We start from the raw sequence: 17,656 nt of genomic DNA on the forward strand, positions 1-17,656 counted from the left end.
GGGCATCGCTGCGCGCTCGTCACCGACGATCGCGGGGCGCGGATTCCGGGGCTGTTCGACCGGGTGCAGGTCCATATCCTGCCCGCCGGGCGGCTGGGCGGCGGGCCGATCGGCTGGTGGCGCGCGGGGCGGGCGATCTGGACCGGCCGGGCGATGGCGCGGCGATTGTTCGAGACGTTCAAGCCGGCCGCGGTGATCGGCTTCGGCGGCTATCCCGCCCTCCCCACATTGCTCGGCGCGCGGGCCGACGACATCCCGACCCTGATCCACGAACAGAATGCGGTGCTGGGGCGGGTGAACCGGCTGGTCGCGACGCGGGTCGATGCGATCGCCACCGCTTATGACCGGGTGCAGCGGGTGCCGGCATCGGCGCTGGCGAAGGTGCATATCGTCGGCAATCCGGTGCGCGACGAGGTGCTGGCGCTGCGCGAAGCGCCTTTTCCGCCGCTGGCCGAGGACGGCGTGTTCCGGCTGCTCGTCATCGGCGGCAGCCAGGGCGCCGCGATCCTGTCCGAAGTGGTGCCGGAGGGGCTGGCTTTGCTGCCGGAGCATTTCCGGCGCCGCCTGCAGGTCACGCAGCAATGCCGCGAGGAGGATATCGAGCGGGTGCGGGCGCGCTATGCCGAGCTCGGCATTCCGGCCGATCTGGCGACCTATATGCCGGACCTGCCGGAGCGGCTCGCCTGGTCGCATCTCGTCATTGCCCGCGCCGGCGCCTCGACGATCGCCGAGCTGACCGCGGCCGGACGGCCGGCGATCCTGGTGCCGCTGCCGAGCGCGACCGACGATCACCAGACGGCCAATGCGCGCGAGATGGCGCGGGCCGGCGGCGGGCGGATGATCGCGCAGGACCGTTTCACGCCGGTCGAGCTCGCCAAGCAGATGCAGAAATTGGGCCTCGAGCCCGAGGCGCTCGCCAACGCGGCGGCGCGGGCGCGCTCGGTCGGGCGGCCCGACGCGGCGCGGGCGCTCGCAGACCTGGTCGAACGGACCGGGCGGCGCGGCGACATGGGGCCGCAGGCGGTCCATGTCAGCCGCCTCCGGCCGATGCCCAATGGAGTGCCCGCGTGAAGGGCGCGGGAGTCGACATCGGGATCATCCATTTCGTCGGCATCGGCGGCATCGGCATGTCCGGCATCGCCGAGGTGATGAAAATCCTGGGTTATCAGGTGCAGGGATCGGACGTGGCCGACGGCTATGTCGTCCAGGGCCTGCGCGAGCACGACATCCCGATCTTCATCGGCCACAGCGCCGACAATCTGGGCGACGCGGCGGTGGTGGTCGTTTCCTCGGCCATCACCAAGGACAATCCCGAAGTCGCTGCCGCCTACGAACGGCGCATCCCGGTCGTGCGGCGGGCGGAGATGCTGGCCGAGCTGATGCGCCTGAAGCTCACCGTGGCGGTGGCGGGGACGCACGGCAAGACGACGACGACCTCGATGGTCGCCGCCCTGCTCGACGCGGGCGGGATCGACCCGACCGTGATCAACGGCGGGATCATCAACAGCTACGGCTCGAACGCCCGGCTCGGAAAGTCCGAATGGATGGTGGTCGAGGCCGACGAGAGCGACGGCAGCTTCCTGCGGCTCGACGGCACGATCGCGGTCGTCACCAATATCGATCCCGAGCATCTCGATCATTATGGCGGCTTCGACAAGGTAAAGGACGCCTATTGCGAGTTCGTCGCCAACGTCCCCTTCTATGGCGCCGCGCTGCTCTGCATCGATCATCCCGAGGTGCAAGCGATCGTGCCCCGGGTGCAGGACCGGCGAGTGGTGACCTACGGCTTCGCCGCGCAGGCCGATATCCGCGCCGACAATGTGGCGCCGATGCCGGGCGGCAGCCGCTTCGACGCGACGATCCGCGACCGGCACGGGCTTCAGCGGACGATCAGCGGCATCCATTTGCCCATGCCGGGCCGGCACAATGTTCAGAACGCGCTCGCCGCGGTCGGCGTGGCGGTCGAGATGGGCGTTCCCGACGCGGTGATCGCGACCGGCTTCGACGGCTTCGCCGGGGTGAAGAGACGTTTCACCAAGGTCGGCGAGGTCGATGGCATCACGATCATCGACGATTACGGCCACCATCCGGTCGAGATCAGAGCGGTGCTGGCGGCGGCGCGCGAGGGCGCGAGCGGGCGGGTGATCGCCGTCGTCCAGCCGCATCGCTACTCGCGGCTGGAAGATTTGATGGACGGTTTCCAGAATGCGTTCAACGACGCCGATCATGTGCTGGTCGCGCCGGTCTATGCGGCGGGCGAGCAGCCGATCGAGGGCGTCAATCACGAGGCGCTGGTCGACGGGCTCAAGAAGCGCGGCCATCTCGGCGCGCAGGCGGTGGCGGACCCGCATGACGTCGCGCGACAGTTGGCCGGCCTGGCGGCGCCGGGTGACATGATCATCTTCCTGGGGGCCGGCGACATCACCAAATGGGCCGCGGGCTTCGCGGAAGGCCTCGCCGAGATGCGGGCCAGGTGAGCGCGGTGATCGACATGCCCGCCGTCCGCGGCACTCTTACGGCGGATGCGCCGCTCGCGCCGCTCGTCTGGTTCAAGTCGGGCGGGTCGGCGGAATGGCTGTTCGAGCCCAGGGATATCGACGACCTTCAATCGTTCATCGCTGCGCTCGACCCGCAAGTGCCGGTGATGGCGCTGGGCCTCGGCTCCAACCTCATCGTCCGCGACGGCGGCGTGCGCGGCGTGGTGGTGCGGCTCGGCAAGCCGTTCGCGACCGTGGGGCGGGTCGACGCGGTGACCTTGCGTTGCGGCGGCGGCGCTTCGGGCATCCTCGTCTCGTCGAAGGCGCGCGACGCGGGGATCGCCGGCGTCGAGTTCCTGCGCTCGATCCCCGGCACGGTTGGCGGCTTCGTCCGGATGAACGGCGGCGCCTATGGCCGCGAGGTCAAGGACGTGCTGGTCGAGGCCGATGTCGTGCTCCGCGACGGAGCCTCAAGAACGCTGGCGCTGGCCGAGCTCGGCTATACCTATCGCCATTCCGAGTTGCCCGAGGGCGCGATCGTGGTCAGCGCCACGTTCCGCGGCGCGCCGGGCGATCCGGACGCGATCCAGGCCGAGATGGACCGGATCGCCGACAGCCGCGAGGCTTCGCAGCCGCTGCGCAGCAAGACCGGCGGCTCGACCTTCAAGAATCCGCCCGGCACCAAGGCCTGGAAAGAGATCGACGCGGCGGGGCTGCGCGGCTTCAGGATCGGCGACGCGCAGGTGTCGGAAAAGCATTGCAACTTCCTGCTCAACCTCGGCGAGGCGACCAGCGCCGATATCGAGGAGCTGGGCGAGGAAGTGCGCCGGCGCGTGAAGGCCCATTCGGGCGTTGTTCTCGAATGGGAAATTCAAAGAGTGGGAGCGAAAAGTTGAGTCTGGTTGGCGGGTCCTTGCATGTCGCGGTGCTGATGGGTGGCTGGTCGGCCGAGCGCGAGGTGTCGCTGGTCACCGGCGCGGGCGTCGCGGAGGCGCTGGAGAGCCGCGGCCACCGCGTCACCCGGATCGACATGGGCCGTGACGTCGCGGCGAAGCTCGCCGAGGCCAGCCCCGATATCGTGTTCAACGCGCTGCACGGCACGCCGGGCGAAGACGGCTCGATCCAGGGCCTGATGGACATCATGGGCCTCAAATATACCCATTCGGGCCTGGCGACCTCGGTGATCGCGATCGACAAGGAGCTGACCAAGATGGTGCTCGTGCCGCACGGCATCCGCATGCCGGCAGGCGAGATCGTCGAGAGCGAAAGCCTCCATGCCGGAGACCCGATGGCGCGGCCTTATGTGCTGAAGCCGGTCAACGAGGGCTCATCCGTCGGCGTCGCGATCGTCACCCGCGAGGGCAATTATGGCGATCCGATCGGCCGCGACGTGGAAGGGCCGTGGCTGCATTTCGAACGGCTGCTCGCCGAGCCCTTCATCAAGGGGCGCGAGCTGACCGTCGCGGTGCTGGGCGGCGAGGCGCTGGAAGTGACGGAGCTTCGGCCCAAGTCCGGCTTCTACGATTATGACGCCAAATATACCGACGGCATGACCGAGCATGTGTGCCCGGCGGACGTGCCGGCCGACATCCGCGCCGCGACGATGGCGATGGCGGTGAGGGCGCATCAGTTGCTGGGTTGCAAGGGCGCGTCGCGATCGGATTTCCGCTGGGACGACGAGCAGGGCGAGGCGGGGCTCTATCTGCTCGAGGTCAACACCCAGCCGGGCATGACGCCATTGAGCCTGGTTCCCGAGCAGGCGAAGGCGCGCGGCGTGGATTATCCCGCTCTGGTCGAGCGGATCGTGGCGGAGGCTTTATGACGGCGAGGGCGGCGCGCGGAAATGCGCCCCGCGGGCGGGGCCGATCGGTGAGCACGAGGCGGGCGAAGGAACCCGGCCTGATGGAGCAGATCGGCTTCGCACCGGGGACCGGCAGGAGGATCGCCAACTGGACGGTGGCTCTGGTCGCGGCCGGCGTGATCCTCGCCGCGATCCTCGCCTTCCGCCTGCCGCAGCTCGCCGCGGCGGGCGTCGGCGAGGGGCTGGGCAATGCCGGCTTCACGATGCGCCGGGTCGAGATCAAGGGGGCGGAGCGGGTCTCGCGCCTCGCCATCTACAATGTCGCCTTCGATCAGCCTTCGATGGCGCTGGCGATGATCGACCTGGAGGCGACACGCGAGCGGCTGCTGCAGTTCGGCTGGATTCGTGAGGCGCGGGTCTCGCGGCGCTGGCCGGACACGCTCGTCATCGACGTGATCGAGCGCCAGCCGGCGGCGATCTGGCAGAATGGCGGGCGGCTCAGCATCGTCGATGCCGAAGGCGTGGTGCTGGAGCCGGTGCGGGTCGAGGCGATGCCGGAGCTGCTGCTTGTCGTCGGCGACGCCGCCAACCGCCAGATCGGCGCGCTCGCGACTTTGCTCGACCGGGCACCGCGGCTGAGGCCGCTCATTTCGGGCGCCAACTGGGTCGGCCAGCGGCGCTGGGACCTGCGCTTCGGCGGCGGCGAGCTTTTAATGTTGCCCGAAGGCGAGGATGCGGCGGCGCGGGCGATCCAGCGCTTCGCCTTGATGGACCAGCAGGACCCGCTGCTCGGCCGCGGCTTCGTCCGCATCGACATGCGCGATCCCCGGCGCACCTATGTCCGCATCTCGCGCGACCCCGGCGCGATCGTGCCGACGCTGACGCCGCCCGATCCCGGCCAGCCGCCGGCCGACCTGGCCGACACGATTTGAACCGGCCGATGCGTCGCCCACAGCCGCCCGCCGCCGACAAACTGGTCGCCGCGCTCGACATCGGCTCGTCGAAAATCTCGGCGATGATCGCGGAGCCGGACGCGGAGGGCCGCCTCAAGATCCTCGGCACCGGACAGCGCGAGAGCCGCGGCGTGAAGCGCGGCTTCATCGCCGACATGGACAAGACCGAGATCGCGATCCGCGAGGCGGTCGAGCAGGCGGAGCGGATCGCGGGCACCAGCATCGACGAGGTGTTCGTCGGCTTCTCGGCCGGCGGCCTCGTCAGCACGCTGGCCAATGTCGAGCTGCCGGTCGGCGGCCGTCGGATCACCGACGCCGACATCGAGGGGCTGCTGGACGAGGGCAAGGAATCGATCGACCCCGAAGGGCGGATGATCCTCCACGCGCTGCCGGCGCTCTACACGATCGACGGGATGAACGGCGTCAAGCAGCCGCGCGGCCTCCATGCCGAGCGGCTGGCGGTCGATATCCATGTCATCGCCGCCGATCCCGCGCCGGTGAAGAATCTCGACCTGTGCGTGCGCTCGGCGCATCTCGGCGTCGAGGCGATCATCGCTTCGCCGGTGGCCGCCGGCCAGGCCTGCCTCAGTGACGAGGAGCGCGAGCTCGGCGTCGCCCTGGTCGAATTGGGCGCGGGGGTGACCAACGTCTCGGTCTTCGCCGGCGGCATGTTGGTGGGTCTCAAGTCGATCCCGATGGGCGGCGGCGACATCACCGACGATATCGCCGCCGCGTTCGGCGCCCGCCGCACCGAGGCGGAGCGGATCAAATGCTTCTACGGCTCGGCCATGACGTCCCCGCGCGACAATCACGACATGATCGAGCTGGCGCCGATCGCCGGCGGCCAGGAGGGGGTGGAGGCGAACCGGATCACGCGGGCGCAATTGGTCACCGTGATCCGCCAGCGGCTCGAACATCTGATCGCGCAGGTCGAGGCGGCGCTCAAGGATCTCGGCTTTTCCGGCCCGTTCGGGCGGCAGATCGTGATCACCGGCGGCGGCGCCGATTTGAAGGCGATCGCCGACTATGCGCAGGGCGTGCTGGGCCGCGCCGTCAGGGTCGGGCGGCCGGCGATGCCGGGCCTGCCCGAAGCGCATGGCGGGCCTGCCTTCTCGACTTTGGCCGGCCTCGCCCAGTTCGCCGCCTCGGATGCGCTCGATCTCAGCGCCGGCTTTTCGACCGCAGGCAGCGAGACGAAGCCCGGCGGCGGGCTCGTTTCGCGCCTGATTGCGACTTTTCGGACTCAGTATTGAGGAAAAAACCGGGGAAAAGATGATTGAAGGTTCAATTTTCTCTCGCACCCAAGAATCGCATGGTGCAAAAGCAGTTAGGGATCGTGGCGTGGCGCGTACCGATCAGGGGAGATGAAGGCATGAGCATCGATTTCATCCGTCCGGAAGTGGAGGAGCTTCGCCCCAGGATCACCGTGATCGGCGTCGGCGGCGCCGGCGGCAACGCGATCGCGAACATGATCCAGTCCGATGTCCAGGGCGTCGACTTCATCGTCGCCAACACCGACGCGCAGGCGCTCAACCACAGCCACGCCGACCGCAAGATCCAGCTCGGGCCGCGCATCACCCAGGGGCTCGGCGCCGGCTCGCGGCCGGAGATCGGCAAGGCCGCGGCGGAAGAGGTCGCGGCCGAGATCGAGGCGGCGCTCGACGGCGCCCATATGTGCTTCATCGCCGCCGGCATGGGCGGCGGCACCGGCACCGGCGCGGCGCCGGTCATCGCCAAGGCGGCGCGCGACAAGGGCATATTGACCGTCGGCGTTGTCACCAAGCCGTTCAGCTTCGAGGGCAATCGCCGGGCGCGCTCGGCCGAGGCGGGGATCGACGAGCTGCAGCAGCATGTCGATACCCTGATCGTCATCCCGAACCAGAATTTGTTCCGCATCGCCAATCCGAACACCACCTTCAAGGAGGCGTTCCAGATGGCGGACGAGGTGCTGCAGCAGGGCGTGCGCGGCATCACCGATTTGATGGTCATGCCGGGCCTGATCAATCTCGATTTCGCCGACGTCCGCTCGGTGATGAGCGAGATGGGCAAGGCGATGATGGGCACCGGCGAGGCGCTGGGCGACAATCGCGCCATCGAGGCGGCGGAGAAGGCGATCGCCAACCCGCTGCTCGACGGCGTCTCGATGAAGGGCGCCAAGGGCGTCATCATCTCGATCACCGGCGGCGACGACATGCGCCTGATGGAGGTCGATGAGGCGGCCAACCATATCAAGGAGCTGGTCGATCCCGATGCGAACATCATCTGGGGCTCGGCGTTCAACAACGATCTCGACGGCAAGATCAGGGTCTCGGTCGTGGCCACCGGCATCGACGTCGACGAGGCGACCCAGGCGACGCCGCTGCAGGCGAAGGTGTTCGCCTTCCCGGGCGCGCGCCAGGCGGCCGAGGCCGCGCCTGCGACGACCACCCCGGCGATCGAAACGCCCGCCGTTGCAGAGGCCGCGCCTGAGCCACTCGTCCTGACGCCGCCCGAGCCGGCCGCCCAGGCGGCCGAGCTGGAGCTGACCGACGAGTTGACGCTCGACCAGCCGGCCGAGCCCGTGACGGCGGAGGAGGAGCTGCTGCTTGGCGAGGAGCTGGCGGCCGAGGAAGCGGCGGCCGAAATACCCGAAATCGCCGGAGAGGCGGCGCCGGGCTCGCGCAGCTGGCTGACCCGCGAGGAGCCGGCGGCGCGGCCGCAGGGCGGCACCCTGTTCGAGCGGATGTCCAACATCGCCCGCGGCGCCGCCAAGGCGCAGGTCGATGAGGAAGAGACGCCGGACGGACCGCGGCTGCGCACCGGCCGCGAGCCGCTCGACATCCCGCGCTTCCTGAACCGGCAGAACAATCAGTAATTTGCGCGTTCATCGCCCCTGCGCACCGGCTCGCCGCAGCGCGCAGCACCAGTCATTGCCGAGACAGCCGCGGCCCTCTTTGATCGTTTCATGACTTCATCGACGCGGCGGGGAGCGCGCCGGGGCCTGAGGCTGCTGGCGTGCTCGATGATATTGGCGGCGAAGCCGGCCATGGCGCAGCCGCAAGGCTATGGCATTGTCCAGCCGATCCCCGCGCCGGACGCGGGCGCCGACTTGCGCCGCAACCTTACCAATGTCGGCTCGAACCCCAACGATATCGCGGCACTGGTCGATTCCGGCCGGGCGGCGCTGGCGATGGGCGACGCGCAGGCGGCGCTGACCTTCTTCTCGCGCGCCGACGAGGTTTCGCCGCGCGACGCCCGGATCAAGGCCGGCATGGCGACGGCGATGACCTTGCTCGGCCAGCCGCGCGCGGCGCTCACCTTGTTCGCCGAGGCGCAGGGGCTGGGCGCGCCGGAGGAGGAAGTCGCGGCCGACCGCGGCCTCGCCCACGATCTCCTCGGCGATCCGCGCGCGGCGCAGCGTGACTATGCGCTGGCATTGCGCCGCCGCGACAATGACGAGACCCGGCGGCGGCTGGCTTTGTCGCTGGCGATCAGCGGCCAGCGCGAGCCGGCGCTGAGATTGCTCGAACCCCAGATCCGCCGCAACGATCGTGCCGGCTGGCGCACCCAGGCCTTCGTGCTGGCGCTCACCGGCGATGCGGCCGGCGCGGCGCGGGTGGCCGCCGGCGCCGGGCCGATCGACACCGCGGAGGCGATGGCGCCCTTCCTCGGCCGGCTGCCGGCGCTTTCTCCGGCGCAGCGGGCGATGGCGGTTCACCTGGGAATCTTTCCGAGCGACGGCCGGGCGCAATATGCCGCCAATATCGACACGACGCCCGATCCCGGCGCGCTGGCGCTGGCGGGCGGACCCGCGCGACCCCCCGCGCCGCCGGCCGCCGCTGATGAACGATCGCGGCGTGACGAACGGCCGGGCCTGCGCCGTCAGCCGCGCGCCAGCTCGCCGATCGAGCGCGCGGCGGTCGCCGCGCCTTCGGAGCGGCGGCAGGTCGCGACGACCGAGCCCCGGACCGAGCGCCTGCGCCCCTATCTCGTCCCGGGCCCGAACGGCGAGCTGCGCACCCCGATACGCGCGACGCGCCCCGCGCCGACGCAGACCGATGTTGCACCGCTGGCACAGGCCGCGCCCACCAGTTCGCGCTTCGCTCCGCCGCCCGTGGTGGAAGAGCCGGCCGCTCCGGCGGAGGAGAGTCCGGCGCCTTTCTTCGAGGCGCAAGCCGCTTCGCCGCCGGCCGAGCCGGCAAGTCCTTCAAGCGGCATCGACGCGTCGATTCTCGCCGGGGTGCGGCCGGGAGACGTCATCGCCGCGCCCGGCTTTTCCCTGACTCCGCGGTCGCCCCCGCCGCCCGCGATCCCTGCCCCGTCCGACCGGCGCAACTCGGCGCTCGGGGACATCGCGATGGTGGTGAACGATCTGTGGGATCAGCCCGGCACACTCACATTGTCGCCCGCAGCGCCGGGCCAGGCTGTGTCGCCGCCCCCGGCGCCACGCCGCGCGGCAAGCCCCGTCACGCCGGCGCCGAGCCGGCACTGGGTGCAGGTCGCCGGCAATATCGAGCGCTCGAGCATGGCCGGCGAGCTCCGCCGGCTGCGCGGGCGTGCGCCGACGCTCCTCAACGGGATGCAGGGCTGGACGACGCCGGGCCGCCTGCTCGTCGGCCCGTTCGGATCATCACGCGACGCGCAGGCGTTCGTCAACCAGCTGCGCCCGCGCGGCATCGAGGCGGTGCCCTGGTCGAGCGCCGCCGGGCAGGCGGTGGAGCGACTGCCTGCCGCCACCGGATCGGCAAGCACCGCGCGCCCGGCGCCGGAGCGGCGGACGGGCGCATCCGGGACGCGCGGCCGGACCGAGGCGCAGCGGACCGCTGCCTCGTCCCGCGCCGGACGCGGCAGGAACGAGGAAACCCGTGCGGCATCCTCGTCCCGCTCGGCGCGTGCGCGCACCGAGGAAACCCGGGCGGGGGCCGGCTCGCGCAACGCGCGGAACCGCGCCGAGACCAGCCGGACCGGCGCCAATGCGCGCAATGCCCGCGCCGAACCGACGCGGACTGGTGCCACGGGCCGCAACAGCCGCACCGCCGCCAACGATCGTTCCAACCGCAACCCATCCACGATAGAGCGGCGCGCGAATGGCAATGACGCTCGGACCTCTCGCAACCAATCCGCACCTGAGCAGAGGTCGTCTTCACGCGGAAGACGATCGAACTAGCCGCGGCCCGCGCGACGCGTTCCAGCGCGACCGCGACCGGATCATCCATTCGGTGCCATTCCGCCGTCTGCGCCACAAGACGCAGGTCTTCGTCGCGCCGGACGGCGATCACTTCCGCGTCCGCCTGACCCACAGCCTCGAGGTCGCGCAGATCGGGCGGACGATGGCGCGGGCGCTGGGCCTCAACGAGGACCTCGCCGAGGCGCTCTGCCTCGCCCACGACATCGGCCATCCGCCCTTCGGTCATGCCGGGGAGGATGTGCTTCAGGCGGCGATGGCCGAAGCGGGCGGCTTCGACCATAATGCGCACACGATCCGGACGCTGACCCGGTTGGAAAGCCCCTATCCGCGTTTTCCGGGGCTGAACCTCAGCTGGGAGACGCTGGAGGGGCTCGCCAAGCATAACGGGCCGGTCGCGGGGCGGCTGCCTTGGGCGCTGGCCGAGGCGGACGCGGAGTTCGCGCTCGATCTCGACAGCTGGCCAAGTCTGGAAGCGCAGGTCGCGGCGATCGCCGACGATATCGCCTACGACAATCACGACATCGACGACGGGCTCCGCGCCGGGCTGTTCACGCTGGAGGACGCGCTGGCCGTGCCGATCGTTGCGCAGGCGTGGCGGGCAGTCACGAAACGTCATTCGGAAATTAAACCTAAACGGCTTGTTCCGGAGCTTATCCGGGACCTGATCGGCACCATGGTCAACGATGTGCTGGCCGAGACGCGGTGGCGCTGCGCCGGCATTCGTTCGGTCGACGAAGTGCGCGCGGCGGGGCGACCGCTGGCCGGCTTTTCGGCCGAGCTGGCGGCGGAGGAGCGGGCGCTCAAGGCTTTCCTCTATGTGCACATGTATGACGCGGCGCCGGTCCGCGAAGTGCGGCGCGAGGCGCAGCGGGTGCTGGCCGAATTGTTCGACGCCTATCGTGCCGATCCTTCGCTGCTGCCCGAAGGCTGGCGACCGCGCTCGGCCGAACCCGTCGCCACACTGCGCAAGATCGGCGATTTCGTCGCCGGGATGACGGACCGTTACGCGATCCGCCGCCATGCCGAGATCATGGGAGCGGGCGCGGCGCCCGACTCCTTGCGCGCGCTGACCTGACGGTCCAAATCTCGCAGGGGCATTGGAGTCGGGTATGAGCCTCATCGCGACCCTCATCATCGCTGCCGCCCTGGGCAGCGCGCTGATCGGCGGGCTGTTCTTCGCTTTCTCGACCTTCGTCATGCGGGCACTGGGCGAGCGGCCGGTGGCGGAGGGGATGGCGGCGATGGTCGCGATCAACCGCGTGATCCTGCGCTCCTTGTTCATGCCGGTGTTCTTCGGCACCGCGTTGCTCGCAGCCGGCCTGGGCGTGTTTGGCCTCGTCCGCTGGACGCCGGCATCGCTTTGGCTGATCGGCGGCGCGCTCGCTTATCTCGTGGGCAGCATCGTCGTGACGATGGTCTGGAACGTGCCGCTCAACAACCGGATCGACAGGGCCGATCCGGCGGCGGACAATGAGGCGCTGTGGCGGCATTATCTGGACCGCTGGACGCTCTGGAACCACGTCCGAACCGTTGCCTGCCTGGTGGCGGCGGGGTTGTTCATTCGCGCGCTGCTCGGCTAGAGCCGCGCCTCGCTCCAAGTTGGAAGATCAGGTGACGCTCTACGCCCGTTTCGCCGCGCATGTGAACGATGCGCTCGACGCCCTCGAAAGCGAGGGCGTGCTGGCGCGCGGCATCGAGCGCGGGGCGGTCGCGGTCGAGCCGCCGCGCGATCCGGCGCATGGCGATCTCGCCACCAATGCGGCGATGGTGCTGGCCAAGGGGGCGGGCATGAGTCCGCGCGCGCTCGCAGAGGCGATCGCGGCGAAGCTCGGTGCGGCGGACGAGGTCGAGAGCGCCGAGGTGGCGGGACCGGGGTTCATCAACCTGCGGCTCGCGCGCTCCGTCTGGGAGGCGGAGCTGGCGACGATCCTCGCCGAGGGCGCGGATTACGGCCGCTCGGAGATGGGCGGCGGCCAGACGGTCAATGTCGAATATGTTTCGGCCAACCCGACCGGGCCGATGCATATGGGCCATTGCCGCGGCGCGGTGGTAGGGGACGCGCTGGCGTCGGTGCTCGAATATGCCGGGCACAAGGTGATCCGCGAATATTATGTCAACGACGCGGGAGCGCAGGTCGATATGCTCGCCCGCTCGGTGCATCTCCGCTACCGCGAGGCGCTCGGCGAGGAGATCGGCGAGATCCCCGAGGGTCTCTATCCGGGCGCCTATCTGGTTCCGATCGCGCACCGGCTCGCGACGCATCATGGCGACGCGTTCGTCAGCAAGCCGGAGGGCGAATGGCTGGCGCTGTTCCGGCGCGAGACGGTCGCGGCGATGATCGAGCTGATCAAGGCCGACCTCGCCTTGCTCGGCATCCATCACGACCTGTTTTCATCTGAGGCCGAGTTGCAGGCGGCGGGGAAGCCGGAAGCGGCCGAGGCGTGGCTGCGCGAGCGCGGCCTCGTCTATGACGGGATGCTGGAGGCGCCGAAGGGCGAGACGCCGGAGGATTGGGAGCCGGTCGAGCTGCCGCTGTTCCGCGCGACCCAATTCGGCGACGATCAGGACCGGCCGATCCGGAAGTCGGACGGGAGCTGGACCTATTTCGGCGCCGACCTCGCTTACCATTTCCAGAAGGCGCAATCGGCCGACCAGCTGATCGACATCTGGGGCGCCGACCATGCCGGGACGTGCAAGCGGATCAAGGCGGCGGTCGCGGCGCTGACCGAAGGCAAGACGCCGTTCGACATCAAGATCGTCCAGATGGTCCGCCTGCTGCGCGCCGGCGAGCCGGTGAAGATGTCCAAGCGGGCGGGCAATTTCGTCACCCTCGCCGATGTCGTGAACGAGGTCGGCAAGGACGTCGTGCGCTTCACCATGCTGACCCGCAAGGCCGACGCCCAGATGGATTTCGACTTCGCCAAGGTTGTCGAGGCGTCGAAGGACAATCCGGTCTTCTACGTCCAATATGCCCATGCGCGCGTCCGCTCGCTGCAGCGCAAGGCGGCGGCGGAGGGGATGGTGCTGCCGGATCGGGCCGAGCTGTCGTTGCTCGACGCGGACGAGCTGGCGCTGGTCCAGCTCGCCGCGCAGTTCCCGCGCATCGTCGAAGGCGCGGCGGCGGCGCACGAGCCGCACCGGATCGCTTTCTATCTCGGCGACCTCGCCGCCGCGTTCCACGCCCAATGGAACAAGGGTAACGACGATCCCGAAAAACGTTTCCTCCTGGCACAGAATCCCGATTTGACACGCGCGCGTATGGCGCTTGCCGAAACGATCGGGCAAATTGTCAGGAACGGCCTCTCCCTGATGGGCGTGGAGGCGGCCGAGGAGATGAGCTGATGCCGAGGCGTCGCGGGGATGAGGATGAGATCGAGCTGACCGAGGCGGAGCGGATCGACGACGATGCCGATCGCGCCGACGAGGACCGGCTGCCCTGGCTGGAGGCGGTCGAGGAGGATGGCGATGGCGACGGGCCGTCGCTCGCCAAGCTGCTGGCGGCGTTGATCATCGGCCTGCTCGCGATCGGCCTGATCGTCGGCGGCCTGTTCTGGCTCGGCAACCGCAACCGTCCGGGCGGCAACGGCGAGATCATCGCCGCGCCCGAGGGCGACTATAAGGTCCGGCCCGTCGATCCCGGCGGCATGAACGTGCAGGGCGAGGGCGACACCGCGATCGCCGCCAGCGAGGGCGCGCAACCGCAGGGGCAGATCGACACGAACCGGCTCGCGGAGGCGCCTGTCGCCCGGCAGGGCGCCGGCCCGGTGAGCCAGCAAGGCGGCCAAAGCAGCGCGACGCAGAATGGTCAGACGGCTCCCGCGCGGCCGGCTCCGACGCAGCCCGCGCGCCCGGCGCCCGCGGCCGGGCCGACGGTCCAGCTCGGCGCCTTTTCCAGCGAGGCGGCGGCGAACCGCGCCTGGACCGCGCTTTCGGCCCGCTTCCGCTATCTCGCGCCGCTTTCGCACGGGATCGTGCCGGTGCGGTCGGGAGACCGCACGCTCTATCGCTTGCGCGCCAGCGGCCCGGGCGCCGTCGACATCTGCCGCCGTCTCCAGGCGGCCGGGGAGACCTGCGCGCCGGTAAGCTGAGCCGCTTGCGCAGCCGCGCGAACGGGTGTTGATGGTCGCCGTCCGAGGGGAGGACGGCCATGACGATGACCCTGTTGCTGGCGCTTGCTTTCCAGGTCTCGACGCCGGCGCTCGACGCCGAGGCGCGCGAGCACAATTGCAACGATCCGCAGAACCAGATGGACATGAACTTCTGCGCCCAGATCGACTTCGAGCGTGCCGATCTCGAGCTCAACCAGGTCTGGCGCGAAACGATGTCGGGCGCCCAGACCGCCGATCGCGCGCGGAGCCCGGGCGAGCGGCGCAGCGATACCCGGCCGGGCTATGAGATGGTGCTGCGCGCCGCCCAGCGCGCCTGGATCACGTTCCGCGACCAGCATTGCACCTGGCAAGGCTATCAGGAGGCGCGCGGCGGCAGCATGGAGCCGATGTCCTATTCCGCCTGCCGGGCGACCGTGACGCGCCAGCGCATCGAGCAGCTGGGCGGCCGGCAGCAAGAGCAATAGCCGCCAGCCTCATTCTGCCATCCCGGGCTTGATCCCGGCACTGCTTAGCTTGCAATCAAGCCCGGCAATAACAGGGGACAGCGTTGTTTTCGAAAATCCTGATCGCGAACCGGGGCGAGATTGCGTGCCGGGTGATCCGCACCGCCAGGCGGATGGGGATCGGGACGGTCGCCGTCTATTCGGATGCCGACGCGCGCGCGCCGCATGTGAAGCTGGCGGATGAGAGCGTCAGGCTGGGCCCGGCGCCGGCGGCGGACTCCTATCTCAAGGCCGAGCTGATCATCGACGCCTGCAAGGCGACGGGCGCCGACGCGGTCCATCCGGGCTACGGCTTCCTCTCCGAGCGGGCGAGCTTCGTCGAGGCGCTGGAGGCGGCCGGGATCGCGTTTATCGGCCCGCCCCCGAACGCGATCGCGGCGATGGGCGACAAGATTCAGTCGAAGAAGCTCGCCAGGGAGGCGGGGGTCAATGTCGTTCCCGGCTATCTTGGTGAAATCGCCGACACCGACGAGGCGGTGAGGATCGCGACGGAGATCGGCTTTCCGGTGATGATGAAGGCTTCGGCCGGCGGCGGCGGTAAGGGTATGCGGCTGGCATATTCCGAACAGGACGTTCGCGAGGGCTTCGAGGCCACCAAGCGCGAGGGGCTGGCGAGCTTCGGCGACGATCGGGTGTTCATCGAAAAGTTCATCGAGGACCCGCGCCATATTGAGATCCAGGTGCTGGGCGACCGGCACGGCAATATCGTCTATCTTGGCGAGCGCGAATGCTCGATCCAGCGCCGGCACCAGAAGGTGGTCGAGGAGGCGCCGTCGCCGTTCGTCACGCCGAGGATGCGTCAGGCGATGGGCGAGCAGGCGGTCGCGCTGGCGCGGGCCGTCGGTTACCATTCGGCCGGCACCGTCGAGCTGATCGTCTCCGGCGCCGATCCGAGCGGCGAGAGCTTCTACTTCCTCGAGATGAACACCCGGCTCCAGGTCGAGCATCCGGTGACCGAGATGGTGACCGGGCTCGACCTGGTCGAGCAGATGATCCGGGTCGCGGCGGGGGAGACGCTGGCCCTCAGCCAGGAGGATATCAGCCTCACCGGCTGGTCGGTCGAGACGCGGATTTATGCCGAGGACCCCTATCGCGGCTTTCTGCCGTCGACCGGGCGGCTCGTGCGATATCAACGGCCGGCCGAGCGGCACGACGAGGCCGGGCGCACGCGCGTCGACGACGGCGTCGCCGAGGGCGGCGAGGTCTCGATGTTCTACGATCCGATGATCGGCAAGCTCATCACCTGGGCGCCGGCGCGCGAGGCGGCGATCGATGCCCAGATCGCGGCGCTCGATGAGTTCGAGATCGACGGCATCGGCCACAATATCGATTTCCTGTCGGCCTTGATGCAGCATCCGCGCTTCCGGTCCGGGGCGATCACGACCGGCTTCATCGCCGAGGAATATCCGGACGGCTTCCATGGCGCGCCGGCCGAGCCCGGCTTGCGCCGCGGCCTCGCCGCCGTCGCCGCCGGCATGGCGTTCACCGAATATGGCCGCGCCCGAAGGGCTTCGGGGCAGCTGGGCGATCCTGTCGACGTGCCCTGCGACTGGGTCGTGCGGGAGGGCGCGGAAAGCTTCGCGGTCACGCTTCAGGAGGGCGGCGCGCTGGTCGATGGCGAGCTTGTTACCGGCGTGCTGGAATGGAAACCGGGCGAGCGGACCGCGCGCGCGTCCGCCAATGGCCAATCCTTCGCGCTTCGCGTCGCGCGGGACCGGACGGGCTGGCGGCTGACGACGCGCGGCGCGGCGCACCGGCTGCAGGTGCTTCCCGCCCATGTCGCCGATCTTTCGCGGCACATGATCGAGAAGGCCCCGCCCGACCTGTCCAGATATCTGATCTGCCCGATGCCGGGGTTGCTCACGCGGCTTGATGTCAGGGAAGGCGACCGGGTCGAGGCCGGGCAGCCGCTGGCGGTGGTCGAGGCGATGAAGATGGAGAATATCCTGCGCGCGGAGAAGGCCGGGACGGTGAAGGCTCTGGCCGCGCAACCGGGCGACAGCTTAGCCGTCGATGCAGTGATCCTGGAATTCGAATGAACTTGTGGCGCGGCCGCCGCGCTGGCACGATTTTCGTGAAGCTTCGGCAACGAAACGATGACCGACCCGTTGAGGCCGCCATGAGCAAAGTGACCGCCCGCATCTTCGCCGCCGCTTTGGTCACGACGTCATTCGCCGCTCCCGTTGTCGCGCAGGAGGGACGGGGCCGAACGGTGACGCTGGGCATGGGCGTGCAGATCGCGCCCGAATATTACGGAGCGGACAGTTACGCTATCTTCCCGCTGCCCCGGTTCGGGCTGCGGCGCGAAGGCCGGCCGATGCCCTTCGGCGCGCCGGACGACAGCACCGGCTTCGGCCTGCTTGGGCAGGACAGCGCGTTCAACATCGGCCCGGCGGTGCAGCTGATCGCGAAGCGCGAGGAAGACGATGTCGGCGCGCCGGTCGGCGATGTCGGGCTGACGGTGGAGGCGGGCGGCTTCGCCCAGGTCTTCATCGGCGACAATTTCCGCCTCCGCGGCGAGCTTCGACAGGGGATCGGCGGGCATGAGGGGCTGGTCGGCGACATCGCCGCCGACCTCATCCTGCGCGACGGCGACAACACGATCTTCTCGATCGGGCCGCGCGTGCGCTGGGGCGACAACGATTT

At 69.5% G+C, this 17,656-nt stretch carries 15 protein-coding genes; all 15 read left to right on the top strand.

Annotation, left to right across the window (positions count from 1 at the left end; translation table 11 throughout):
* The coding region (locus ACT4N3_RS07575; RefSeq protein ID WP_444854607.1) for a UDP-N-acetylglucosamine--N-acetylmuramyl-(pentapeptide) pyrophosphoryl-undecaprenol N-acetylglucosamine transferase at positions 1-1,071 on the top strand (1,071 nt) is incomplete at its 5' end.
* A complete protein-coding gene (gene murC / locus ACT4N3_RS07580) occupies positions 1,068-2,477 on the top strand; it encodes a UDP-N-acetylmuramate--L-alanine ligase (RefSeq protein ID WP_444854608.1) in 1,410 nt (469 codons plus the stop codon). The genes ACT4N3_RS07575 and murC, both read left to right, overlap by 4 nt.
* A gap of 14 nt (positions 2,478-2,491) precedes the next feature.
* Positions 2,492-3,373 carry a UDP-N-acetylmuramate dehydrogenase gene (gene murB / locus ACT4N3_RS07585; protein ID WP_444854620.1) on the top strand — a complete coding sequence of 294 codons (882 nt, stop codon included), beginning with the start codon at positions 2,492-2,494 and terminating at the stop codon, positions 3,371-3,373.
* A 2-nt stretch (positions 3,374-3,375) separates the two neighbouring features.
* On the top strand, positions 3,376-4,299 hold the full coding sequence (locus ACT4N3_RS07590; protein ID WP_444854621.1) for a D-alanine--D-alanine ligase: 924 nt from the start codon (positions 3,376-3,378) through the stop codon (positions 4,297-4,299).
* A gap of 47 nt (positions 4,300-4,346) precedes the next feature.
* The gene (locus ACT4N3_RS07595) at positions 4,347-5,210 is read left to right on the top strand and encodes a cell division protein FtsQ/DivIB (protein ID WP_444854609.1); all 864 of its coding nucleotides are present in this window, start codon (positions 4,347-4,349) and stop codon (positions 5,208-5,210) included.
* Between the two features lie 8 nt (positions 5,211-5,218).
* Positions 5,219-6,484 carry a cell division protein FtsA gene (ftsA, locus tag ACT4N3_RS07600; RefSeq protein ID WP_444854610.1) on the top strand — a complete coding sequence of 422 codons (1,266 nt, stop codon included), beginning with the start codon at positions 5,219-5,221 and terminating at the stop codon, positions 6,482-6,484.
* 119 nt (positions 6,485-6,603) lie between these two features.
* Positions 6,604-8,085: a cell division protein FtsZ gene (gene ftsZ, locus ACT4N3_RS07605; protein ID WP_444854611.1), complete on the top strand. Its 1,482-nt coding sequence runs from the start codon at positions 6,604-6,606 to the stop codon at positions 8,083-8,085.
* A 171-nt stretch (positions 8,086-8,256) separates the two neighbouring features.
* Entirely contained in the window at positions 8,257-10,377 is a 2,121-nt protein-coding gene (locus ACT4N3_RS07610) for a hypothetical protein (protein WP_444854612.1), read from the top strand.
* Positions 10,304-11,473, top strand: coding sequence for a deoxyguanosinetriphosphate triphosphohydrolase (locus ACT4N3_RS07615; protein ID WP_444854613.1), 1,170 nt, complete (start codon positions 10,304-10,306; stop codon positions 11,471-11,473). Before ACT4N3_RS07610 ends, ACT4N3_RS07615 begins: the two co-directional genes overlap by 74 nt.
* 34 nt (positions 11,474-11,507) lie before the next feature.
* Entirely contained in the window at positions 11,508-11,978 is a 471-nt protein-coding gene (locus ACT4N3_RS07620; protein WP_444854614.1) for an anthrone oxygenase family protein, read from the top strand.
* Between the two features lie 31 nt (positions 11,979-12,009).
* Positions 12,010-13,740 carry an arginine--tRNA ligase gene (gene argS / locus ACT4N3_RS07625; RefSeq protein ID WP_444854615.1) on the top strand — a complete coding sequence of 577 codons (1,731 nt, stop codon included), beginning with the start codon at positions 12,010-12,012 and terminating at the stop codon, positions 13,738-13,740.
* Entirely contained in the window at positions 13,740-14,486 is a 747-nt protein-coding gene (locus tag ACT4N3_RS07630) for an SPOR domain-containing protein (RefSeq protein WP_444854616.1), read from the top strand. Before argS ends, ACT4N3_RS07630 begins: the two co-directional genes overlap by 1 nt.
* A 59-nt stretch (positions 14,487-14,545) precedes the next feature.
* Positions 14,546-14,971, top strand: a complete 426-nt coding sequence (locus ACT4N3_RS07635; protein WP_444854617.1) for a lysozyme inhibitor LprI family protein — start codon at positions 14,546-14,548, stop codon at positions 14,969-14,971.
* A gap of 83 nt (positions 14,972-15,054) precedes the next feature.
* A complete protein-coding gene (locus tag ACT4N3_RS07640; protein ID WP_444854618.1) occupies positions 15,055-17,049 on the top strand; it encodes an acetyl-CoA carboxylase biotin carboxylase subunit in 1,995 nt (664 codons plus the stop codon).
* A gap of 80 nt (positions 17,050-17,129) precedes the next feature.
* On the top strand, positions 17,130-17,656 hold a 527-nt coding region (locus ACT4N3_RS07645), incomplete at its 3' end, for a MipA/OmpV family protein (protein ID WP_444854619.1).

It is taken from the genome of Sphingosinicella sp. (genome assembly GCF_052388015.1).
GTDB lineage: Bacteria > Pseudomonadota > Alphaproteobacteria > Sphingomonadales > Sphingomonadaceae > Allosphingosinicella.